This is a genomic window from Variovorax sp. 38R, from assembly GCF_014843395.1.
GTDB classification, from domain to species: domain Bacteria; phylum Pseudomonadota; class Gammaproteobacteria; order Burkholderiales; family Burkholderiaceae_C; genus Variovorax; species Variovorax paradoxus_H.
The window spans coordinates 2903242-2924843 of the sequence record NZ_CP062121.1 but is presented as its reverse complement, the minus strand read 5'-3'; the positions used below and the strand labels follow the sequence as shown (position 1 = coordinate 2924843).

Here is a 21602-nt window from a genome sequence, read left to right as displayed (position 1 = left end):
AGTCTATTGATCGCCAAGTTGCAGATAAATCATTCATTCAAAGCTAGACTGTTCTGAAAATCACGAACAATCAGCCACGCCGCCATGGACCGCATCGAACTCCTTCAGGTCTTTTTGCGCGTGGCCGAAACCGGTAGCTTCACGCGCGCCGCCGACCGGCTCGCCCTGCCGCGCGCCACCATCTCGACTGCCATCCAGCAGCTCGAGGCGCGCCTGGGCTCGCGCCTGCTGCACCGCACCACGCGCCGCGTAGGCCTCACGCCCGACGGCGAGGTGCTGCTCGAACGGGCCCGCGGGCTGGTGGCCGACATGGAAGACATGGAGCAGCAGTTCCAGCCCGCGCACAGCAGCGTGAGCGGACGGCTGAAGGTCGATGTGCCGAGCCGCATCGCGCGCCTGCTGATCGCGCCGGCGCTGCCGGACTTCTTTGCGCGCCACCCGGCGGTCGAACTGGAACTCGGTTCCAGCGACCGCGCGGTCGACCTCGTGCTCGAAGGCGTGGACTGCGCCCTGCGCGTCGGCCCGCTCGCCAGCAGCAGCCTCGTCGCCCGGCCGCTGGGGCATTTCACGCTCATCAACTGCGCGAGCCCGGCCTACCTCGCGCAGCACGGCACGCCGCGCACACCGACCGACCTGCCGCAGCACTTCGCGATCAACTACGCCTCGCCCACCAGCGGCCGTGCCGCGCCCTGGGAATGGCGGCTGCGCGATGGCGAGACCCAGACGCTGCGGCTGCGCAGCCGCGTGGCGGCGAACAACGCCGAGACCTACATCGCGTGTGCGCTGGCCGGGCTGGGGCTGATCCAGATTCCGGCCTACGACGTGCGCGCGCACCTGGTGGCCGGCGAGCTGGTCGAGGTTCTGCCCGACGCGCGCGCCGAGCCGCTGCCGGTGCACCTCGTCTATCCGCACCGGCGCAATCTGTCGCGGCGCGTGCAGGCTTTCGCGAGCTGGCTCGACGGGTTACTGGCGGCCTCGCTCGATGCGCCCTCGCCCTCACCCGCCGGCCGGGCGTCGCGCAGCCCCTGAGCCTTACGCCGGCACGCGCCCGGCCCGCTCGCGCACGAAGGCCACGAAGCGCGCCAGCGCCGGATGCGAGGCCTGCGCGGGCCACACGAGGCTGGTCTCGCACACCGGTAGGGTCACGCGGCGGCGCCCCACGCCCTTGAACTCGTGGACCTGCCGGTAGACCACGCCCGCGCGCCGGAACTGCATCACGCTGTGCGGCACCCAGGCCGCGCCGATGCCGCCCGACACGAGGTTGACGATGGTCTGCATCTGGATTGCCTCCTGCGCCACCTGCGGCGTGCGCCCGGCCGCGTGATACAGGTCGAAGATCGCGTCGTGCAGCGAGGGCACGATGCGGCGCGGAAAGATCACCAGCGGCTCGTCCAGCACCTCGGCCAGCGGCACGGGCCGCGCCTCGGCCAGCCGGTGCTGGGCCGGCAGCGCGAGCACCAGCGGCTCCACCTCGACCGGCAGGCAGGCCAGCCCCGGCGGCGCGGCGCCCGGCGAATGCAGCATCAGGCCGGCGTCGATCTCGCCGCGCGCGAAGGCTTCGAGCTGCACGTCGCCGGTCGCCTCCACCAGCTCCAGCGCGACCTCGGGGCAGAGCACCCGGAATTCGCGCACCCAGGCCGGCAGCTGCTCGAAGCCGACCGTCGAGACGAAGGCGATGCGCACGCGCCCCACCTGCCCCGCCGCCGCCGCCCGCGCCCGCGCCGGCAACGCCTGCGCGCGCGCCAGCAGCTCGCGCACGTCGGGCAGCAGCGCCTCGCCGGCCGGCGTGAGCGCCACGCGGCGGCGCGTGCGGTCGAACAGCACCACGCCCAGCGTTTTCTCGAGCTGGGCAATGGCCTGCGTGACCGGCGGCTGCGTCATGTGCAGGCGCAGGGCGGCGCGACCGAAGTGCAGTTCTTCGGCCACGGCCACGAACTGGCGCCAGGCACGCAGGTCGATGAGGGCTTCATTCATAGGCCAAGCATATCAATCCATGCTTCAAATTGGATTGGAACCAATCAATCAGAAGTCCGATACTTGGCGCTTCCCCCTCACGATCTCCCCACGACAGAAGAGACACCATGGACACCAAGACCATCCAGATCAATCGCCGCAGCGCGAACATCACCGAAGGCAAGAGCCGCGCCCCCAACCGCTCGATGTTCTACGCCATGGGCTACGAGGAAGGCGACTTCAAGAAGCCGATGGTCGGCGTCGCCAACGGCCACAGCACGATCACGCCCTGCAACTCGGGCCTGCAGAAGCTGGCCGACGCGGCCATCGAGGGCATCGAGGAAGCCGGCGGCAACGCGCAGGTGTTCGGCACCCCCACCATTTCCGACGGCATGGCCATGGGCACCGAAGGCATGAAGTACTCGCTGGTGAGCCGCGAAGTCATCTCCGACTGCATCGAGACCTGCGTCGGCGGCCAGTGGATGGACGGCGTGCTCGTGGTCGGCGGCTGCGACAAGAACATGCCCGGCGGCCTCATGGGCATGCTGCGCGCCAACGTGCCCGCCATCTACGTCTATGGCGGCACCATCCTGCCGGGCCGCTACAAGGGGCAAGACCTGAACATCGTGAGCGTGTTCGAAGCCGTGGGCCAGAACGCCGCCGGCAACATGAGCGACGAAGACCTGCACGAAATCGAGAAGCGCGCCATTCCCGGCACGGGCTCGTGCGGCGGCATGTACACGGCCAACACCATGTCCAGCGCGTTCGAGGCGCTGGGCATCTCGCTGCCCTACTCGTCGACCATGGCGAACCCGCACGACGAGAAGGCCAACTCGGCCAAGGAATCGGCCAAGGTGCTGATCGAGGCGATCAAGAAAGACCTGAAGCCGCGCGACATCGTGACCAAGAAGGCCATCGAGAACGCCGTGGCCGTGATCATGGCCACCGGCGGCTCGACCAACGCGGTGCTGCACTTCCTGGCGATCGCGCACGCGGCCGAAGTCGAATGGACCATCGACGACTTCGAGCGCATGCGCAAGAAGGTGCCCGTGCTGTGCGACCTGAAGCCTTCGGGCAAGTACCTCGCGGTCGATCTGCACCAGGCCGGCGGCATTCCGCAGGTCATGAAGGTGCTCCTGAAGGCCGGCCTGCTGCATGGCGACTGCATCACCATCAGCGGCCAGACCATCGAAGAAGTGCTGAAGGACGTGCCCGATGTGCCGCGCGCCGATCAGGACGTGATCCGCCCGATCGACAAGCCGATGTACGACGAAGGCCACCTGGCGATCCTGAAGGGCAACCTGTCGCCTGAAGGCGCGGTCGCCAAGATCACCGGCCTGAAGAACCCCGTCATCACCGGACCGGCGCGCGTGTTCGACGACGAACAGTCGGCGCTGCAGGCCATCCTGGCCGGCAAGATCGTCGCCGGCGACGTGATGGTGCTGCGCTACCTCGGCCCCAAGGGCGGCCCGGGCATGCCGGAAATGCTGGCCCCCACGGGCGCGCTGATCGGTGCGGGCCTCGGCGAAAGCGTCGGCCTCATCACCGATGGCCGCTTCTCGGGCGGCACCTGGGGCATGGTGGTCGGCCACGTCGCGCCCGAAGCGGCAGCGGGCGGCACCATCGCGTTCGTGAACGAAGGCGACTCGATCACCATCGACGCGCACAAGCTGGTGCTCGAACTGAACGTGCCCGAAGCCGAGATCGCCAAGCGCCGCGAAGGCTGGAAGGCCCCGGCACCGCGCTACACGCGCGGTGTGCAGGCCAAGTTCGCGTTCAACGCTTCGAGTGCGAGCTCGGGCGCGGTGCTCGACAAGTTCTAAGACGAACTCAGCCCATCATCCACGCGCCGTAGCCGAAGGCAGCAAAGCCCAGGCCGACGATCGCGAAGATGGCTCGGGCTTCGAAATCCATCGCCGGGGGAAAGCTCTGCACGACGAAGTGCAGCAGCGCCCCCGCGCCGATGGTGAGAAAACCCGCGCCGAACTGCTTCATCGCGCTCGGGTCGGGATAGAGAAACACCAGCGCAAAGCCGGCGAGGAACACCACGTTCGCCAGCACCGTGCCGCGTGTGCGCCATCTCTTCTGTGTGGGTGTCGGCTCGCGCACCGGCGCCGGCTGGCCCTTGCGGCCTTCCTTGAGCGCCATGCCGGTGAAGAACAGGCCGAACATCGTCGGAAAGCCGCCGAAGAGGCCGAGCCCCCAGACAATGCCCCACATGTTCTGGAAGTCGGCCACCAGGGCCTGGGCGGGGTCAGCGGTGCTGTAGCGCACCTCGACCGCATCGCCCCACTCCTTGTCCGACAGGCTGCCACCGAGCCCTTTGACGCGGCGTTTCTGCCCATCGCCGGCGGTGTATTCGACGACGGGCGCACGCGTGGTCGTGACGTAGCCCTTGCTGTCCTTGCTGCGCTCTTCCACGAACTCGACCAGGCTGCCTTGCGTGGGGGCCGTGCCCGCGATCGACTGGTATCGCTGCCAGCCCACCGTGACCGCGCCGTACAGGCCGGCGCAGCCGATCAGCAGTGCACCAATGCCGGCACCCCAGAAGAAAGTCTTGAAGCGCCCGACCAGCGCGCCGACGGCCGGTCCGACCAGCAGCGACAGCCCGAAGACGAGCAAGGCGTGGGTGGCGGCTTCGTCGTCCATGGCGCGCGTCCTAATGGCATGCGGCGCGGGTGACGGAGCCGCGTGGTCAGCGGCGCGGGCGCTGTTGCCCGTTGCTGGTGCGAAGGCCCATGTTGGTCTTCTGGCGGTCGATGCGCGCCTGCTTGCGGCGCTCTTCGCGCTCGATGACCTTGCGCTTCGTGTAGCCCGACGAATCGGCCCAGGCCCACCATGCCAGGGCCAGCGCGAACGGGCTCAGCACGATCCACCAGCTCCAGCCGGCGACCATGCCCATTTCGAAATATTTGAGGGCTATGCCAAGCAGGCCCAAGAGCAGAAACCACATCGCGAATACCCTCCGAGTTGGTCGGTATCGCCGCCAGTGCGTGTGCACCGCGCTACCTACAATCGCGTTGGATCGAATGTAACTCAGCCCTTACGAAAACAGTCCCCATGAAAAGAACGATGTTGATGGCAGCCCTGGGCCTCGGCCTCGCGGCACCCGCCTTTGCCGACCTGGCCCTCGCCACGTCGAAAAACTGCATGAGCTGCCACGCGGTCGAACGCAAGGTGCTCGGGCCGTCGTTCAAGGACATCGCGGCCAAGTACAAGGACGACAAAGGCGCAGCCAACACGCTGGCCACCAAGATCATCAAGGGCGGCTCGGGCGTGTGGGGCCCGGTGCCGATGCCGGCCAACAACCAGGTCAGCGAAGCCGATGCGAAGAAGCTTGCGGCCTGGGTGTTGTCGACGAAGTAATCAGAAAAAGAAACGAAGCGCGCGACACGCCCGGTCAGATGCTCGGGTTGATGTCGCTGGGCACCGGACGGCGCTCGATGCGGTCCTCGAGCTGCCCGATGTGCGCGGCCACCGTGTTGTCGGTCTGGTCCGAACGCGCCTTGACCGCGCGTTCCAGTTGCTCCATCCGCGCCAGCAGCGCGGTGTGCCGGTCGGCGTTGTGCGACATGTGCTGCTTCTCTTGCGCTTCGAGGAAGTTGCGCAGTTCGGTGAAGCGCGAGGCCTCGGCCTTGTCGGCGAGGTCGCGCTGGGTCTGCATTTCCTTCGTGTGGCGCTTGGTCTCCAGCAGCACCGAGCTGTGCAGGTACAGCACGTACACGAGGAAGAAGGCCGCGAGCACGGCCGTGAGCCCCAGCATGATCAGCCCCAGCGGCGCCGACACGCTCATGAAGCCGAGCCACACATCGGTGGAGGCCGACAGCGTGCCCCAGTTCAGCGCGGCAAGCCCCGCGATGAGCAGCACGATGACAAAAAGAAAAGCGGATCTCACGCCCATGTGGCGCCTCCTTGCAAACAACCGGTCACGATGACAAAAGCCGCGCGCCTGTCATGGCGCGCGGTGACGACATCGGTTTTACCTCAGCAAAGAGCCCGCTTTGGTGCACACGGCTGCACAAACGGCCATGTCCTACACCTCTCCACAGCCAGTTCGTGACAACTGTTCCGAATCGGTAGGCGACGGCCGCGTTTGCGGTCAGTTCGTTTCCGACAACTGATCGAGGATGGCCGGGTTCTCCAGCGTCGACGTGTCCTGCGTGATCGCCTCGCCCTTGGCAATGCTGCGCAGCAAACGCCGCATGATCTTGCCGCTGCGCGTCTTGGGCAGGTTGTCGCCGAAGCGGATGTCCTTGGGCTTGGCGATGGGGCCGATTTCCTTGGCGACCCAGGCGCGCAGTTCGTTGGCGATCTGCTTGGCCTCTTCGCCGGTCGGGCGCGAGCGCTTGAGCACGACGAAGGCGCACACGGCTTCGCCCGTCACGTCGTCGGGACGGCCCACCACCGCGGCTTCGGCCACGAGGTCGGTCTTGGACACCAGCGCCGATTCGATTTCCATCGTGCCCAGGCGGTGGCCCGACACGTTGAGCACGTCGTCGATGCGGCCCGTGATGCGGAAGTAGCCGCGGTCGGCACTGCGCACCGCGCCGTCGCCGGCCAGGTAAATGGTGCCGCCCATCTCTTCGGGGAAGTAGCTCTTCTTGAAGCGCTCGGGGTCGTTCCAGATGGTGCGGATCATCGAGGGCCAGGGCCGCTTGATGACCAGCATGCCGCCCGCGCCGTTGGGCAGGTCTTTGCCGGTCTCGTCGACGATGGCGGCCATGATGCCCGGCAGCGGCAAGGTGCACGAGCCCGGCACCAGCGGCGTGGCGCCCGGCAGCGGCGTGATGACGTGGCCGCCCGTTTCGGTCTGCCAGAAGGTGTCGACGATCGGGCAGCGTTCGCCGCCGATATTGCGGTGGTACCACATCCACGCCTCGGGGTTGATCGGCTCGCCGACCGAACCGAGGATGCGCAGGCTGGTCAGGTCCCAGTTCTTCGGGTGCACTTTTTCGTCGCCTTCGGCCGCCTTGATGAGCGAACGGATCGCGGTGGGCGCCGTGTAGAACACGCTGACCTTGTGCTTCTCGATCATTTCCCAGAAGCGGCCCGCGTGCGGGAAGGTCGGGATGCCTTCGAACACGACCTGCGTGGCGCCGGCCGCGAGCGGGCCGTAGGCGACGTAGGTGTGGCCGGTGATCCAGCCGATGTCGGCGGTGCACCAGAACATGTCTTCGGGACGGATGTCGAAGGTCCAGTCCATCGTGAGCTTGGCCCACAGCAGGTAGCCGCCGGTGGCGTGCTGCACGCCCTTGGGCTTGCCGGTGGAGCCCGAGGTGTAGAGGATGAACAGCGGGTGCTCGGCATTGACCGGCACCGGCGCACACTCGGTGCTCTGCCCTGCCTGCGCTTCGGTGAAGGTCTTGTCGCGGCCCTCGACGCGGTTCCACGCGGTGGGCGTGCGCTCGTACACGAGCACGGTCTTGAGCGTGTCGCAGCCCCCCAGCGCGATGCCGTCGTCCACGATGGCCTTGAGCGGCAACTCCTTGCCGCCGCGCAGCTGGTAGTTGGCGGTGATGACGGCCACGGCGCCCGCATCGATGATGCGTTCCTGCAGCGCCTTGGCCGAGAAGCCGCCGAACACCACGCTGTGGGTGGCGCCGATGCGCGCACAGGCCTGCATGGCGACCACGCCTTCGATGGTCATCGGCATGTAGATGATGACGCGGTCGCCCTTCTGGATGCCCTGCGCCTTGAGCGCATTGGCGAACTGGCTCACGCGGGCCAGCAGTTCCTTGTAGGTGACGCGGGTGACAGCGCCGTCGTCGGCTTCGAAGACGATGGCGGTCTTGTTCTCGACGGGGGTGCCGATGTGTTTGTCCAGGCAGTTGGCGCTGGCATTGAGCTCGCCGTCACCGAACCATTCGTAGAACGGCGCCTTCGATTCATCGAGGGTGCGGGTGAAAGGCTTGGTCCACTGGAGGTTGTCCTTGGCCAGCCGGGTCCAGAAGCCTTCGAAGTCCTGTTCGGCTTCCTTGCACAACGCTTCATAGGCGGCCATGCTGGCAATGCGGGCGCCTTCGGTGGCGCGGGCGTCGGGCGGGAACACACGGTTCTCGACGAGGACGGATTCAATGTTCTTCGATGCGCTGCTCATGCTCTTGTCTCCTGATTGAATGCGGCCGTAATGTCGGGGCACGCACTTACGGGCCACTGACGGGGTCGATGTTAGTTCGCAGGGTTATCACGAGTGCGTCACTGGGAGACCTCTAAAATCGCCCGACTTTTTACATCTGTCTTCTTACTTCATGTCCGCCCCCGATCCTTTCGACGCCCGGAACGCGCCCGTACCAGCGCGCAGTTCCCCGCTGAAGCCCCTGCCCCGGCTCATCTTCGCGAGCCGCTGGCTGCAGCTGCCGCTGTACCTGGGACTGATCGTTGCACAGGGTGTGTACGTGGTGCACTTCCTGGTCGAGCTGCTGCACCTGGTCGAAGCCGCCTTCGGCAACAAGGACGCGCTGCAGGCCCTCATCGCGAGCATCGGCTACAAGACCACCGCACCGGTCGGCGCACTCAACGAGACGGTGATCATGCTGGTGGTGCTGGCGCTGATCGACGTGGTGATGATCTCCAACCTGCTGATCATGGTGATCGTGGGCGGCTACGAGACCTTCGTGAGCCGCATGGACCTCGAAGGCCACCAGGACCAGCCCGAGTGGCTGAGTCACGTGAACGCCTCGGTGCTCAAGGTGAAGCTGGCCACCGCCATCATCGGCATCAGCTCGATCCACCTGCTCAAGACCTTCATCAACGCGGACAACTACACCGACAAGGTGCTGATCGCGCAGACCGTGATCCACATCGCGTTCCTGTTCTCGGCCATGGCCATCGCTTACACCGACAAGCTGATGAACGAGGCGGCCGCAGCCAACCCGCGTCACTGAGCCCCGCTAGGGCGCATCCCAGGCCGGCACTTCGGTGAAGCGCTCGGCCAGAAAATCGAGCAAGGTGCGCAGCGCAGACGGCATGTGCTTGCGCGAGGCGTACACCGCATACACCCCCAGCACCTGCGGCTCGTGATCGGGAAAGAGCGACACCAGCTCGCCCGATTGCAACAACCCCGACGTCAGATAGGTGGGCAGCATCGCGATGCCCGCCCCGGCCCGCGCCAGCGCCATGAGGCTGGACGCGTCGTTGGTCGAGAGGTTGCCGGCCACGGCCACCGAGACCGGCTGGCCGTCGGCCTTGCGCGTGAAGTTCCAGAGGCTGCGGCCGAAATACGAATGCGTGAGGCAGTTGCGCTGCGCCAGCTCTTCCACGCGCTGCGGCTGGCCGTGCACCTTCAGGTAATCGGGTGTCGCACAGACCACCGAGCGGCACACCGAGAGCCGGCGCGCGATGAGGTTCGGGTCGATCTCGGCCGACACGCGGATCGCGAGGTCGATGCGCTCGTCCACCAGGTTCACCGCGCGATCGAGCAGCACCAGGTCGACCGCCACGCCCGGGTAGCGCCGCACGTAGTCGGCCACCGCGCGGGCCAGCTGCGCCTGCGCGAACGAGGTGCTGGCGGTGATGCGCAACTGCCCGCTCGGCGCCTCGGCCGGATGGCGCACCGCCGCCTGCATGTCGCCGGCGAGTTCGAGCACCTGGCGGCAGCGCGGCAGCAGCTCTTCGCCCGCCGCCGTGAGGCTCAGGCGGCGCGTCGTGCGGTGCAGCAGGCGTGCGCCGGTCCATTGCTCCAGCTCGGCCACGTAGCGCGTGACCACCGGGCGGGACATGTCGAGCTTGTCGGCCGCGGCTGAAAGGCTGCCCGCATCCACGACGGTGACGAACACCCGCATTGCATTCAATCGGTCCATTCGAACGATTTTAGGAATAAAGAAGCGCGGAATTCGAGGTATTTCTTTCGAAATCAGAAACCTAAGATGAGGTTATCCCCTTCCCAACCTTTTGACTGGAGTCCCTCATGAGCCACATCGCCATCATCGGAGCCACCGGACGCGCCGGCAGCCGCCTTCTCGAAGAAGCGCTGCGCCGCGGCCACACCGTCACCGCCATCGCGCGCAAGGCCAGCGAAAAGCTGTCGGGCCGTGCCAATGTGAAGGCCGTCGACGCTGACGCGCTCGACGCCGCCGCCCTCGAAAAGGCCGTGGCCGGCCATGACGCCGTGTTCAGCGCCGCGCACTTCGCCACCGTGCCGCCCGCAGCCGTCATCGAGCCGGTCAAGCGCGCGGGCGTGAAGCGCCTGCTGGTGGTCGGCGGCGCCGGCAGCCTGTTTGCGACGCCCGGCCTGAAGGTGATCGACACGCCGAACTTCCCCGACGCCTACCGCGCCGAAGCCACGGCCGGCGGCGTGTTCCTGGACGCGCTGCGCAACGAGAAAGACCTCGACTGGACCTTCCTGTCGCCCTCCGCCGAGTTCGTCGAAGGCGAGCGCACGGGCAAGTTCCGCCTTGGCACCGACGATCTGCTGGTGAGCGCCGAAGGCCGCAGCTGGATCACGTTCGAGGACTACGCGATCGCGTTCATCGACGAACTCGAGAAGCCCGCGCATTCGCGCCAGCGCTACACGATCGGCTACTGATCGACCGGCCAACAACGAAAAAGGACCCTCGCGGGTCCTTTTTTTTATGGGGGCTGCCGAACGGATCAGCGACCGGTCATGTTCTCCGGCACCACCCACGCATCGAACTGCTCGGCCGTCAGATGCCCCGATGCAATCGCGGCTTCGCGCAGGCTCGTGCCTTCCTTGTGCGCCTTCTTCGCGATGTAGGCCGACTTGTCGTAGCCGATGTGCATGTTCAGCGCCGTCACCAGCATCAGCGAGCGCTGGACCAGCTCGGTGATGCGTTCGCGGTTCGGCTCGATGCCCACGGCGCAGTGGTCGTTGAAGCTCACCATGCCGTCGGCCAGCAGGCGCACGCTCTGCAGGAAGTTGTGCGCCACCATCGGGCGGAACACGTTCAGCTCGAAGTTGCCCGAGGCGCCGCCGATGTTGATGGCCACGTCGTTGCCGAACACCTGCGCGGCCAGCATCGTGACCGCTTCGCTCTGGGTCGGGTTGACCTTGCCCGGCATGATCGACGAGCCGGGTTCGTTCTCGGGAATGCTGAGTTCGCCGATGCCGCTGCGCGGGCCGCTGGCGAGCCAGCGCACGTCGTTGGCGATCTTGTTCATGCTGGCGGCCAGCGTCTTCAGCGCGCCGTGGGCATGCACCAGCGCATCGACGCTGGCCATGGCTTCGAACTTGTTCGGTGCGGTGACGAACGGCAGGCTCGTGAGCCTCGCCAGTTCGGCCGCGACCTGCTCCGCATAACCCTTGGGCGCATTGAGCCCGGTGCCGACGGCCGTGCCGCCCAGCGCCAGTTCGCACAGGTGCGGCAGCGCGGCGCGCACATGCGCCTCGCCGTGCGCGAGCTGCGCCACGTAGCCCGAGAACTCCTGGCCCAGCGTGAGCGGCGTGGCGTCCTGCAGGTGGGTGCGGCCGATCTTCACGATGTCGGCGAAGTCTTCCGCCTTCTTCGCCAGCGTGCCACGCAGCTTGGCGATGGCGGGCAGCAGCTTGTGGGTGATGGCCTCGACGGCCGCCACGTGCATGGCGGTCGGGAACACGTCGTTGCTCGACTGGCTGCGGTTCACGTCGTCGTTCGGGTGCACGAGGCGCCCTTCCCCGCGCTCGCCGCCGAGGATTTCGCTGGCGCGGTTGGCCAGCACCTCGTTGACGTTCATGTTGCTCTGCGTGCCCGAGCCGGTCTGCCAGACCACCAGCGGGAACTCGCCCGGGTGCTTGCCGGCGATGACCTCGTCAGCCGCGGCCACGATGGCTTGCGTCTTCTTCTCGTCCTGCAGGCCCAGCGCGTGGTTGACCACGGCCGATGCGCGCTTGACCTGGGCCAGCGCCTTGATGATTTCGCGCGGCTGCTGCTCGCCGGAGATGTCGAAGTTCTGCAGCGAGCGCTGCGTTTGCGCGCCCCACAGCTTGTCGGCCGGCACGTCGATCGGGCCAAAGGTGTCGCGCTCGGCACGGGTCTTGGGAGAAGTCGTCATGAGAAAAATGGCTCCGCAGTCTTGGATGGTTGCGCCGCTCATCGGGCGCGGTCAGGGCCTGTTCACCCTATTTCTGGCGCCAGAAATAGGGTGAACAGGCCCTAGTATCGGCTCGATAAGAATGGCTCGCATCTGACGAGGCCATTCGCCCCCGTCCCACAGACACGATACGCCCGTGGGTTGACTCGCGTCATGCCAAAAAGTTATAATCATGGGCTTCCGACGACCAACAAGTCATGTTGGTCACCCTTGCACTACTCGCGGATCTGTGAATCCCGTCGCGGTGCAAGGCCCTCCACGCCGGGCCCAGCCCGGCAAACCGGCCGGATCTTTTTTCCGGCCCCATTGCCACGTCACGCTCATCCAGGCGGCGCCCCTCGACCAGGCCCGTTGTCTGCGAATGAAGCATCCGATGGGCACTGGCTTCGTCGCCAAGTCGTCTTCAGTGCCTGTCGGCAGCCCTCGGGGCTCGCCGGGCCATTGCATGCGCATGCGCAAACTTCATGCGCGCTGTCGGGCAGCTCCCTCATCGGGCTGATGGCGTGGCCGTTGCCGTCCTTCGGGGCGGTGCTGTGTCCACCCTTCACTCAAGGAGCCCCGGCATATGGCCAAAGGAATTCTCATCGACCATGTCTTCAAGGTGTTCGGCGATTCGCCCGAACAAGCCCTGGAGCTGGTCCACCAAGGTTTTTCGAAAAAGGAAATCCTGGCGCAAACCGGCCAGTCGATCGGCGTGTTCGATGCCACCTTCGAGATCCAGGCCGGCGAGATCTTCGTGATCATGGGCCTGTCGGGCTCGGGCAAGTCGACGCTGGTGCGGCTGCTCAACCGCCTGATCGAGCCGACCGCCGGGCGCATCGTGATCGACGGCGCCGACATCAACGAGCACTCCGACAGCAAGCTGCGCGCACTGCGCCGCAAGGACATCAGCATGGTGTTCCAGTCGTTCGCGCTGATGCCGCACATGACGGTGCGCGAGAACACCGCCTTCGGCCTCGAGCTGTCGGGCACGCGCAAGAAAGACCGCCTCGCACAGGCCGACCTCGCGCTCGCGCAGGTGGGCCTTTCGGGCTGGGGCGACAGCTACCCCGACGAGCTGTCGGGCGGCATGCAGCAGCGTGTGGGCCTGGCGCGCGCACTGGCGTCTGATCCGTCGATCCTGCTGATGGACGAGGCCTTTTCGGCCCTCGACCCGATCATCCGCACCGAGATGCAGTCGGAGCTGCTGCGGCTGCAGCAGGTGCAGCGCCGCACCATCGTCTTCATCTCGCACGACCTGGACGAAGCCATGCGCATCGGCGACCGCATCGCGATCATGAAGGACGGCCACGTGATCCAGGTCGGCACGCCCGACGAGATCCTGCGCAGGCCGGCCGACGACTATGTGCGCAGCTTCGTGCGCGGCGTGGACGCGGCGGCGGTGTTCAAGGCGGCCGATATCGCGCGCAAATCGCTCACCGTGGTGTGCGAGCACCCCGAGCGCGGCGCGCACGCGGCGCTCAAGCTGCTCGAAGACCAGGACCGCGACTTCGCCTACGTGACCAGCCCGACCAAGCGCTTCCTGGGCGTGGTGTCGGCCGACACGCTGCGCGGTGCACTCGACGGGCATTCGGGCCCGCTCGGGCTGCACCACGCCTTTCTCGACGAGCTGCCGCGCATCGACGCCGAAGCCCCCGTGGCCGGCCTCATCGGCCAGCTCGCGCAGGCGCCGTGCGCACTGCCGGTGGTGGCCGGCGACGGCCGCTTCTGCGGTGCGATCAGCAAGACGACGCTGCTCAAGTTCCTCGACCGCGACACGCCGCCGATCGAACCCGTCTCGCCGCACGCCGCCCCCGCACTCGCCGCCGAGCCGCACTGAATTCACGAAGGACCTTGAACGATGAACGACACCACATTGCCTTCCGACCTGAACGCGCCCCTGATGGACGCCCCCGTTTTGGACACGCCCGCCGCGCCCCCCGCCCTCGACCCGTGGGAAGCGATCTCGGCCGCGCCTGACACCTCGACCGCCAGCGCCTGGCTCGATGCGCCGGCGAACACCGCGCACGCCCTCGCCGGGCAGGCCGACACCGCCACCAACGGCTTCGCACTGCACCGCCTGTGGGACGGCTCGCTGCCCGTCGAGGCCTGGATCAACCAGGGCCTGGGCTGGGTGGTCGAGCATTTCCGCCCCTTCTTCCAGACCGTGCGCCTGCCCATCGACAGCACGCTCAACTCGGTGCAAGGCCTACTCACCGCCCTGCCCGCGCTGCCGATGATTGCGATCATCGGCCTGCTCGCCTGGCAGTTCGCCGGCCGCGCGCTGGCCATCGGCACCGTCGTGTCGCTGATGCTGGTGACCATGCTCGGCATCTGGCCCGAGGCCATGGTCACGCTGTCGCTGGTGCTGACCTCGCTGGTGTTCTGCATGGTCATCGGCCTGCCGCTGGGCGTGCTGCTGGCCAGCAACGACCGGGCCCAGCGCGTGATGCGCCCGGTGCTCGACGCCATGCAGACCACGCCGGCCTTCGTGTACCTCGTGCCGGTGGTGATGCTGTTCGGCATCGGCAACGTGCCGGGCGTGATCGTGACCATCGTCTTCGCGCTCGCCCCGCTGGTGCGCCTGACCAACCTCGGCCTGCGCCAGGTGCGGCCCGACCTCATCGAGGCCGCGCGTGCGTACGGCGCCTCGCCCTGGCAGATGCTGCTGAAGGTGAAGCTGCCGCTGGCCATGCCATCGATCATGGCGGGCATCAACCAGGCGCTGATGCTGTCGCTGTCGATGGTGGTGATCGCCTCGATGATCGCCGTGGGCGGCCTGGGCCAGATGGTGCTGCGCGGCATCGGCCGGCTCGACATGGGCCTGGCCACCGTCGGCGGCCTGGGCATCGTGCTGCTGGCGATCACGCTGGACCGCCTGACGCAGGCCATGGGCAAGTCGCGCCGCAGCGCCGGCCATCGCTGGTGGTACACGGGGCCGGCCGGCCTCGCGCTGCGCACGCTGCAGCGCCTTGTCGGCACGCCCTCGCGCGGCTCGCACGCCGACGACGCCGTGCCCGCCCTTTCCACGCAAGCGCACTGACCGTCACGGAGGACATCCACGCATGAAGACCACCCGCCTCTTCTTCGCCCGCAGCCTCCTGGCACTGGGCCTCGTCGCCTTCGGTGCGACCGCACAGGCCGCCAATGATCTGCCCGGCCAGGGCGTCACCGTGCAGCCACTGAAAAGCTCGCTCGCCGAGGAAGCCTTCCAGACGCTGCTGGTGATGCGCGCGCTCGAAAAGCTCGGCTACAAGGTCGAGCCGATGAAAGACCTCGAGCCCGCCACCGAGCACCTGGCCATTGCCAACGGCGACGCCACCTTCATGGCCAACCACTGGAGCCTGCTGCACGCCGACTTCTACAAGAACAGCGGCGGCGATGCCAAGCTGTGGCACCAGGGCGTGTACTCCGACGGCGCGGTGCAGGGCTACCTGATCGACCGCAAGACCGCCGAGCAATACAACATCACCAACCTCGCGCAGCTGAAAGACCCGGCCATCGCCAAGCTGTTCGATGCCGACGGCGACGGCAAGGCCGACCTCACCGGCTGCAACCCCGGCTGGGGCTGCGAGCTGGCCATCGAGGGCCACCTGAGCGCCTACCAGTTGCGCGACAGCGTGACCCACAAGCAGGGCAGTTACGCCGCGCTCATGGCCGACACCATCGCGCGCTTCAAGCAGGACAAGCCGATCCTCTACTACACCTGGACGCCGTACTGGGTCAGCGCCGTGCTGCGTCCGGGCGCTGACGTGGTCTGGCTGCAGGTGCCGTTCTCGCCCGCGCAGGCCGGCGCACAGGTCGACACCCGGCTGCCCAACGGCCGCAACTACGGCTTCCTGGCCAACCAGCAGCGCATCGTTGCCAACCGCGCCTTCATCGAGAAGAACCCCGCCGCCGGCCGCCTGTTCGAGGTGATGAAGCTGCCGATCGCCGACATCAACGCGCAGAACCTGCGCATGAGCGAAGGCGCGAACAGCATGCAGGACGTGACGCGCCACACCGACGGGTGGATTCGGGTGCACCAGACGACCTTCGATGGGTGGATTGCCGAGGCGCGCGCCGCCGCCCGGTAACACCGACTCACACCCGCGCCGGCGCCCTTTCGCCCGGCGCCGGCCTGCGGTATTGGTGGCTGAGATAATCGAGGGCGTTCCCCCTCCAATAAGACTCCCCACCATGACGACCACGATCCAGCAGGCCGACCTGATCGAATCGATCAGCGCCGCGCTCCAGTACATCAGCTACTACCACCCCGCGGACTACATTGCCCACCTGGCCAAGGCCTACGAGCGCGAGCAGAGCCCCGCCGCCAAGGACGCCATTGCGCAGATCCTGACCAACAGCAAGATGAGCGCCACGGGCCACCGCCCGATCTGCCAGGACACCGGCATCGTCAACGTGTTCCTCAAGGTCGGCATGGACGTGCGCTGGGGCGGCTTCACCGGTTCGCTGGACGACGCCATCAACGAAGGCGTGCGCCGCGGCTACAACCACCCCGACAACACGCTGCGCGCCTCGGTCGTGGGCGACCCGCAGTTCGATCGCAAGAACACCAAGGACAACACGCCCGCGGTGATCTTCACCGAGATCGTGCCCGGCAACACCGTCGAAGTGACGGTGGCCGCCAAGGGCGGCGGCAGCGAGAACAAGAGCAAGCTGGTCATGCTGAACCCCGGCGACAGCGTGGTCGACTGGGTGCTCAAGACCGTGCCCACCATGGGCGCCGGCTGGTGCCCGCCCGGCATGCTGGGCATCGGCATCGGCGGCACGGCCGAGAAGGCCGCGCTCATGGCCAAGGAAAGCCTGATGGACGACCTGGACATGCACGAGCTGCAGGCCAAGGCCGCCTCGGGCGCCGAGCTGAGCAAGGTCGAGGCGCTGCGCCTGGAGCTGTTCGAGAAGGTCAATGCCCTGGGCATCGGCGCGCAGGGCCTGGGCGGCCTGGCCACCGTGCTCGACGTCAAGATCAAGATGTACCCGACGCACGCGGCCAGCAAGCCCGTGGCAATGATCCCCAACTGCGCCGCCACGCGCCACGCGCACTTCGTGATGGACGGCAGCGGCCCGGTCTACCTCGATCCGCCGTCGCTCGACCTGTGGCCCGACGTGAACTGGGCACCCGACGAAAAGAAGAGCAAGCGCGTCGACCTGAACAAGCTCACGCCCGCCGAAGTCGCGAGCTGGAAGCCGGGCGACACGATCCTGCTGAACGGCAAGATGCTCACCGGCCGCGACGCCGCGCACAAGCGCATCCAGGACATGCTGGCCAAGGGCGAGAAGCTGCCGGTCGATTTCACGAACCGCGTCATCTACTACGTCGGCCCGGTCGATCCGGTCGGCAACGAAGCCGTGGGCCCCGCCGGCCCGACCACCGCCACGCGCATGGACGGCTTCACCGAGATGATGCTGGCGCAAACCGGCCTGATCGCCATGATCGGCAAGGCCGAGCGCGGCCCGGTCGCCATCGAGGCCATCAAGAAGCACAAGAGCGCCTACCTCATGGCCGTGGGCGGCGCCGCGTACCTCGTGAGCAAGGCCATCAAGACCGCCAAGGTCGTGGGCTTTGCGGACCTGGGCATGGAAGCCATCTACGAATTCGACGTGGTCGACATGCCCGTGACCGTGGCGGTCGATGCCGGCGGCACCAGCGCGCACATCACCGGTCCGGCCGAGTGGCAGAAGCGCATCGCCAGCGGCGAGTTCAAGACCATTCCGCTGGAAGTCGCTTGAACCCGGTCGGCGTGTTCGACAGCGGTGTCGGGGGGCTGAGCACACTCGCCGCGCTGCAGGCCGAGCTGCCGACCGAACGCTTCGTCTACTTCGCCGACACCGCGAACGCGCCGTATGGTGAGCGCGGCGATGCCTACGTCATCGCGCACTCGCGCCAGGTGGTCGAACATCTGCTGCGCGCGCACGACATCAAGGCGCTTGTGGTGGCCTGCAACACGGCCACCACGGCGGCGATCCATGTGCTGCGCGCCGAATTCCCCGCGCTGCCCATCGTCGGCCTGGAGCCGGCGCTGAAGCCCGCCGTGGCGACGAGCCACACGGGCCACATCGCGGTGCTGGCCACGCGCGGCACGCTGGCCAGCGCCCGGTACGCAGCGCTGCGCGATTCCTTTGCAGCGGCAGCGACCGTGCGGCCCGTGCCGTGCGACGGCCTGGTGAAGGCCATCGAAGGCTTCGACAACCCCGGCATCGCCGCGCTGTGCGCCCGCTACATGGCGGAGGCCGGCCCCTTCGGCGACGGCGCGGGCCAGGTCGACACCGTGGTGCTCGGCTGCACGCACTACCCGCTCGTGAAAGACGAACTGCAGCGCCACGCACCGTCGACGCTGCGCTTCATCGACACCGGTGCACCGGTCGCGCAGCAGACCCGCCGCGTGCTGACGTCGCTCAGCCGATTGGCAGATGACAACAGCGAAGGCGGGCTGGTCCTCGAGAGCAGCGGCGTCCTGGCGGTGCTCGAAGCAGCCGCCGCGCGTTGGCTGCCCGCGCGTTCGCAGGGCGCTCCGATGCCTGCGGCAAACGTCGCCTGACCTCATCACGATTGGCAATGCGCGCCCTCTTCTTCCTGCGTCATGCACTGCTCCTGCTGGGCCTGGCTTCGGCCGCTGGCCTGAGCCACGCCGCCTGCGAAAGCGGCCTGGCCGAGCGCATGCATGCCAAGCTCTATCCCAGGCAGCCGCTCGACGAACGGCTTGCCGCCTGCAAGGTCTGGCCGGCGTTTCCCGGCCGCAGCATCGTGGTGCTGCCCATGCCGCGCGAGACCACCGACAAGGGCGCCAAGGTCTTCGACCTCGCGCTGCTGCTGATCCAGCGGCCCGACAACGGCAACACCGACCGCGACACGGTGATCGGGCGGATCTTCCTGCCCGAGGCGCTCGACGAAGACGCCACCACCGCGATCCAGGAGATCCGCGTCGACACCTCGCGCTACGTGCTGTCGTCCGACACGCGCGCCTTCGGCCTGCGCGTGCGCTACCGCGGCAACAGCCCAACCTCGGGCCCGCAGGCCAGCGAGACCGTGCGCCTCTACGTGCAGCGCGGCAACAAGCTGCACCAGGTGCTGCAGGAGGTCGAGCTCGACCACGACAACGGTGGCTGGGACGCCACCTGCACCGGCCACTTCGAGAAGCTGCGCACCATGCTGTCGGTCGCCCGCACGACGAGCAGCGGCTTTGCCGACCTGCAGCTGTCGCGCACGCTGGTGCAAAGCCGCGCGCAGGAACAGGAAGACCAGGGCTGCGTCGAGAAAGCGTTGCCCGCGAAGTTCAGCACCGTGACGCTGCGCTATGACGGCGAGCGCTACAAGGTGCCGAAGTCGCTGCAACAAGCGCCCTGACGCGCACCTGAATCCGGCGGGTCTTTCACGGACCCGTCATACGAAAGTAACAGCATGCGCGGTTTGTTCCCAAGAACGGCCACGCACCATGAGTTCGCTTTCCCTCCCGTCCCGCATTCCCTTCCAACCCATGCTGCTCGCCGGCGCCCTGTCGATCCTGCTCGCTGCCTGCGGCGGCGGCAGTGACGGCGGCGGCTTCAACGGGTTCTTCCCGCCCACGGCCAACCCGCCGCCGACCACGCCGCCCGCTGTAGTGCAGCCCGAGCCCGACCAGCTCGTGTCGAAGGCGCAGTTCACACCCAAGGCAGACAGTACCGAAGGCTCGTCCGACGCATCGACCGCCATCGCCCTGCCCGACGGTTTCATGCTCGTGGCGGACGACGAAGCGAACGTGCTGCGCGTGTACCCGCGCGCCGGCGGCGCGGCGGTAAAGGAATGGAGCTACAAGGACGCAGGCCCCAAGCTCGCCAAGGAGCTCGACCTCGAAGCCGGCACACGCATCGGCGACACGCTGTACTTCACCGGCTCCAACAGCAACAAGAAGGACGGCGGCGACGCAGCGGCTGACCGTTCGCACCTCTTCGCAGTGAAGGTCGGCGGCACCGGCGCGGCCACCACGTTCGACTACGTGGGCCAGTTCTCGCTGCTCGAAGCGCAGCTCATCGCCTGGGACAAGGGCAACGCCCACGGGCTCGGCGCCGACCACTTCGGCTTTGCCGCGTCGGCCGCCGCCGGCATCGTGCCGGAGCGCATCGACGGCTTCTCGATCGAAGGCCTGACCAGCGCACCGGGCGACACCGCCCTGTGGCTGGGCTTCCGCGCGCCGCAGACGGGCGCCTCGGTGCGCGCGAAGGCGCTGATCGTCCCGCTGCAGAACCACGCCGCGCTGATGGCCGGCACTGCCACGCAAGCCGTCTTCGGCGCGCCCATCGAACTGGAGTTGGGAGGCCGCGGCATCCGCTCGATCGACAAGGGCACCGACGGCAACTACCTGATCGTCGCGGGCCCGGCGGGCGCTGCGGTGCCGGAGGTGGACCGCAACTTCGCGCTGTTCGCCTGGAACGGCAACCCGAACAGCGCACCGGTCGAGCTGTCGAACGACCTCGAGGCGCTGCGCAAGGAAACGGGCGGCAGCTTCGAGTCCATCGTGGAAGTGCCGGGCCCGGTGAAGGCCGGCACGCAGGTGCAGCTGCTGCTGGACAACGGCGACACGAAGTGGGACGGCAAGACGGCCTCGAAGGACCTGCCCGCCGCCGAGCAGAAGTTCGACGGTTTCGTCGTGCGCCTGGGTGCCCCGTGGGTCGACACGGCAGCTCCGAAGCTGAAAAAGGCATCGCCACCGGCCGGCCGTGTGGGCGTCAACCTCGACACCTCGATCATCCTGTCGTTCAACGAGGCGGTGCGCCTCGGGTCCGGGCGCATCGTGCTGCACGCGGCCGACGGTGCGGTGGTCGAGACCTTCCACGCCAACAGCCCCACCGCGCGCGTGCAGGTGGCGTTCAACGTGCTGACGCTGGTGCCCACGGCCAAGCTTGCAATGAACGCCGGTTACTACGTCACGGTCGATGCCAACGCCATCACCGACGCGGCTGGCAATGCCTTCGCGGGCATCAACGACGCGACGACGCTGGGCTTCACGACGGCCGGCGTGCCCACGCCGCTGGCGGCCGGCGACCTGCTCTTCATGGCTGCCAACACCGAAGCGCCAGACGCCTATGCCTTCGTGCTGCTGAAGGCGGTGAACGGTGGGACGCAGGTGCTGTTCACCGACCGCGACCGCGGTGACGGCACGGCCGAATTCACTGGCATCACCAAGGAAACGGCCTACTTCTGGACCGCGAACCAGAACCTGCCGGCCGGCACCATCGTGACCATCCAGACCGACGTCGTGGGCAGCCCGATCGCGGACAAGGGCTTCACGCTCGGGTCACCGGGAGGCATCGGCAAGGCGGAAACCATCTATGCCATTTCGGGCGGCACCATCAAAGAGCTGAGCGAAGGCAAGGCTGGAGAGATCGCCTCGGTCGGCAACTACCTCGCGAGCATCACGCTCGGCGGCAAGGCTGGCGGCATTCCCGATGCGCTCACGACGGCGGGCACGGCGTTCAGCTTCACGGTCGATCCGCTCAACCAGACCAACACGATCTACACCGGCTCGCTCGATCGCTCGGACCTGGCGGCCTTCGCGGCGCGTGTGAAAAATCCGGCCAACTGGGTCCAGAGCTACGCACCGGCAGCCGGCTACCCGCTCACGCGCGACAGCCTGTTCGGCGACAAGCTGCCCTGAGCGTCGCCG

The 21602-nt window shown here is 67.3% G+C and carries 19 protein-coding genes; 12 read left to right on the top strand and 7 right to left on the bottom strand.

Going from position 1 to position 21602, the window contains the following annotated elements:
• The first annotated feature begins 84 nt into the window (after positions 1-84).
• Complete coding sequence (locus IG196_RS13310) at positions 85-1029, top strand: LysR family transcriptional regulator (RefSeq protein ID WP_192196528.1); 945 nt, start codon at positions 85-87, stop codon at positions 1027-1029.
• A gap of 3 nt (positions 1030-1032) precedes the next feature.
• Here the strand turns inward: IG196_RS13310 and IG196_RS13305 are convergent, their stop codons facing one another.
• Positions 1033-1974: a LysR family transcriptional regulator gene (locus IG196_RS13305; RefSeq protein ID WP_101492949.1), complete on the bottom strand. Its 942-nt coding sequence runs from the start codon at positions 1972-1974 to the stop codon at positions 1033-1035.
• Positions 1975-2081: 107 nt separating this feature from the next.
• Here IG196_RS13305 and ilvD point away from each other — a divergent pair, with 107 nt between their 5' ends.
• Complete coding sequence (gene ilvD, locus IG196_RS13300) at positions 2082-3776, top strand: dihydroxy-acid dehydratase (RefSeq protein WP_099796739.1); 1695 nt, start codon at positions 2082-2084, stop codon at positions 3774-3776.
• Positions 3777-3783: 7 nt separating this feature from the next.
• Here ilvD and IG196_RS13295 read toward each other — a convergent pair whose 3' ends face one another.
• On the bottom strand, positions 3784-4602 hold the full coding sequence (locus IG196_RS13295) for a DUF3592 domain-containing protein (protein ID WP_192196527.1): 819 nt from the start codon (positions 4600-4602) through the stop codon (positions 3784-3786).
• Positions 4603-4648: 46 nt separating this feature from the next.
• Positions 4649-4906, bottom strand: a complete 258-nt coding sequence (locus tag IG196_RS13290; RefSeq protein ID WP_192196526.1) for a TIGR04438 family Trp-rich protein — start codon at positions 4904-4906, stop codon at positions 4649-4651.
• A gap of 107 nt (positions 4907-5013) precedes the next feature.
• Between IG196_RS13290 and IG196_RS13285 the strand changes: the two genes are divergently transcribed.
• Positions 5014-5319, top strand: coding sequence for a c-type cytochrome (locus tag IG196_RS13285; protein WP_062482639.1), 306 nt, complete (start codon positions 5014-5016; stop codon positions 5317-5319).
• Between the two features lie 34 nt (positions 5320-5353).
• Here the strand turns inward: IG196_RS13285 and IG196_RS13280 are convergent, their stop codons facing one another.
• Together IG196_RS13280 and acs are read right to left on the bottom strand one after the other, a co-directional pair.
• Positions 5354-5854 (bottom strand): LapA family protein, encoded by a 501-nt coding sequence (locus IG196_RS13280; protein ID WP_192196525.1) that lies wholly within the window; start codon positions 5852-5854, stop codon positions 5354-5356.
• A gap of 198 nt (positions 5855-6052) precedes the next feature.
• The gene (gene acs / locus IG196_RS13275; RefSeq protein ID WP_192196524.1) at positions 6053-8050 is read right to left on the bottom strand and encodes an acetate--CoA ligase; all 1998 of its coding nucleotides are present in this window, start codon (positions 8048-8050) and stop codon (positions 6053-6055) included.
• A 151-nt stretch (positions 8051-8201) separates the two neighbouring features.
• Here acs and IG196_RS13270 point away from each other — a divergent pair, with 151 nt between their 5' ends.
• Entirely contained in the window at positions 8202-8837 is a 636-nt protein-coding gene (locus IG196_RS13270) for a YqhA family protein (RefSeq protein ID WP_192196523.1), read from the top strand.
• A gap of 6 nt (positions 8838-8843) precedes the next feature.
• On the opposite strand, the gene IG196_RS13265 is transcribed toward IG196_RS13270, so the two are convergent.
• Positions 8844-9752 carry a LysR family transcriptional regulator gene (locus IG196_RS13265; protein ID WP_192196522.1) on the bottom strand — a complete coding sequence of 303 codons (909 nt, stop codon included), beginning with the start codon at positions 9750-9752 and terminating at the stop codon, positions 8844-8846.
• Between the two features lie 107 nt (positions 9753-9859).
• Between IG196_RS13265 and IG196_RS13260 the strand changes: the two genes are divergently transcribed.
• Positions 9860-10477, top strand: coding sequence for an NAD(P)-dependent oxidoreductase (locus IG196_RS13260; RefSeq protein WP_192196521.1), 618 nt, complete (start codon positions 9860-9862; stop codon positions 10475-10477).
• Between the two features lie 65 nt (positions 10478-10542).
• Here IG196_RS13260 and fumC read toward each other — a convergent pair whose 3' ends face one another.
• Complete coding sequence (gene fumC, locus IG196_RS13255; RefSeq protein WP_192196520.1) at positions 10543-11940, bottom strand: class II fumarate hydratase; 1398 nt, start codon at positions 11938-11940, stop codon at positions 10543-10545.
• Between the two features lie 604 nt (positions 11941-12544).
• On the opposite strand from fumC, the gene proV reads away from it, so the two are divergent.
• The 7 genes from proV to IG196_RS13220 all read left to right on the top strand — a co-directional run bounded on the left by proV (position 12545) and on the right by IG196_RS13220 (position 21593).
• A complete protein-coding gene (proV, locus tag IG196_RS13250) occupies positions 12545-13798 on the top strand; it encodes a glycine betaine/L-proline ABC transporter ATP-binding protein ProV (RefSeq protein ID WP_192196519.1) in 1254 nt (417 codons plus the stop codon).
• Positions 13799-13819: 21 nt separating this feature from the next.
• Positions 13820-15001, top strand: a complete 1182-nt coding sequence (gene proW / locus IG196_RS13245; protein WP_192196518.1) for a glycine betaine/L-proline ABC transporter permease ProW — start codon at positions 13820-13822, stop codon at positions 14999-15001.
• A 22-nt stretch (positions 15002-15023) separates the two neighbouring features.
• Positions 15024-16034, top strand: a complete 1011-nt coding sequence (gene proX, locus IG196_RS13240) for a glycine betaine/L-proline ABC transporter substrate-binding protein ProX (protein ID WP_192196517.1) — start codon at positions 15024-15026, stop codon at positions 16032-16034.
• Between the two features lie 103 nt (positions 16035-16137).
• Positions 16138-17691 carry a fumarate hydratase gene (locus IG196_RS13235; RefSeq protein WP_101492937.1) on the top strand — a complete coding sequence of 518 codons (1554 nt, stop codon included), beginning with the start codon at positions 16138-16140 and terminating at the stop codon, positions 17689-17691.
• Positions 17688-18500 (top strand): glutamate racemase, encoded by an 813-nt coding sequence (murI, locus tag IG196_RS13230; protein ID WP_192196516.1) that lies wholly within the window; start codon positions 17688-17690, stop codon positions 18498-18500. Before IG196_RS13235 ends, murI begins: the two co-directional genes overlap by 4 nt.
• A gap of 17 nt (positions 18501-18517) precedes the next feature.
• Positions 18518-19306 (top strand): hypothetical protein, encoded by a 789-nt coding sequence (locus IG196_RS13225; RefSeq protein WP_192196515.1) that lies wholly within the window; start codon positions 18518-18520, stop codon positions 19304-19306.
• A gap of 88 nt (positions 19307-19394) precedes the next feature.
• Positions 19395-21593 carry an Ig-like domain-containing protein gene (locus IG196_RS13220; protein WP_192196514.1) on the top strand — a complete coding sequence of 733 codons (2199 nt, stop codon included), beginning with the start codon at positions 19395-19397 and terminating at the stop codon, positions 21591-21593.
• The last annotated feature ends 9 nt before the right edge of the window (positions 21594-21602 follow it).

Bases quoted from the DNA above. Each gene is read 5' to 3' on its own strand.
- proX (WP_192196517.1), top strand. From the start codon at position 15,024: ATGAAGACCACCCGCCTCTTCTTCGCCCGCAGCCTCCTGGCACTGGGC.
- IG196_RS13225 (WP_192196515.1), top strand. From the start codon at position 18,518: ATGCGCGCCCTCTTCTTCCTGCGTCATGCACTGCTCCTGCTGGGCCTG.
- IG196_RS13310 (WP_192196528.1), top strand. From the start codon at position 85: ATGGACCGCATCGAACTCCTTCAGGTCTTTTTGCGCGTGGCCGAAACC.
- IG196_RS13290 (WP_192196526.1), bottom strand. From the start codon at position 4,906: ATGTGGTTTCTGCTCTTGGGCCTGCTTGGCATAGCCCTCAAATATTTC.
- IG196_RS13285 (WP_062482639.1), top strand. From the start codon at position 5,014: ATGAAAAGAACGATGTTGATGGCAGCCCTGGGCCTCGGCCTCGCGGCA.
- IG196_RS13270 (WP_192196523.1), top strand. From the start codon at position 8,202: ATGTCCGCCCCCGATCCTTTCGACGCCCGGAACGCGCCCGTACCAGCG.
- proV (WP_192196519.1), top strand. From the start codon at position 12,545: ATGGCCAAAGGAATTCTCATCGACCATGTCTTCAAGGTGTTCGGCGAT.
- ilvD (WP_099796739.1), top strand. From the start codon at position 2,082: ATGGACACCAAGACCATCCAGATCAATCGCCGCAGCGCGAACATCACC.
- IG196_RS13235 (WP_101492937.1), top strand. From the start codon at position 16,138: ATGACGACCACGATCCAGCAGGCCGACCTGATCGAATCGATCAGCGCC.
- IG196_RS13305 (WP_101492949.1), bottom strand. From the start codon at position 1,974: ATGAATGAAGCCCTCATCGACCTGCGTGCCTGGCGCCAGTTCGTGGCC.
- IG196_RS13220 (WP_192196514.1), top strand. From the start codon at position 19,395: ATGAGTTCGCTTTCCCTCCCGTCCCGCATTCCCTTCCAACCCATGCTG.
- IG196_RS13280 (WP_192196525.1), bottom strand. From the start codon at position 5,854: ATGGGCGTGAGATCCGCTTTTCTTTTTGTCATCGTGCTGCTCATCGCG.
- fumC (WP_192196520.1), bottom strand. From the start codon at position 11,940: ATGACGACTTCTCCCAAGACCCGTGCCGAGCGCGACACCTTTGGCCCG.
- proW (WP_192196518.1), top strand. From the start codon at position 13,820: ATGAACGACACCACATTGCCTTCCGACCTGAACGCGCCCCTGATGGAC.
- acs (WP_192196524.1), bottom strand. From the start codon at position 8,050: ATGAGCAGCGCATCGAAGAACATTGAATCCGTCCTCGTCGAGAACCGT.
- IG196_RS13295 (WP_192196527.1), bottom strand. From the start codon at position 4,602: ATGGACGACGAAGCCGCCACCCACGCCTTGCTCGTCTTCGGGCTGTCG.
- IG196_RS13265 (WP_192196522.1), bottom strand. From the start codon at position 9,752: ATGGACCGATTGAATGCAATGCGGGTGTTCGTCACCGTCGTGGATGCG.
- IG196_RS13260 (WP_192196521.1), top strand. From the start codon at position 9,860: ATGAGCCACATCGCCATCATCGGAGCCACCGGACGCGCCGGCAGCCGC.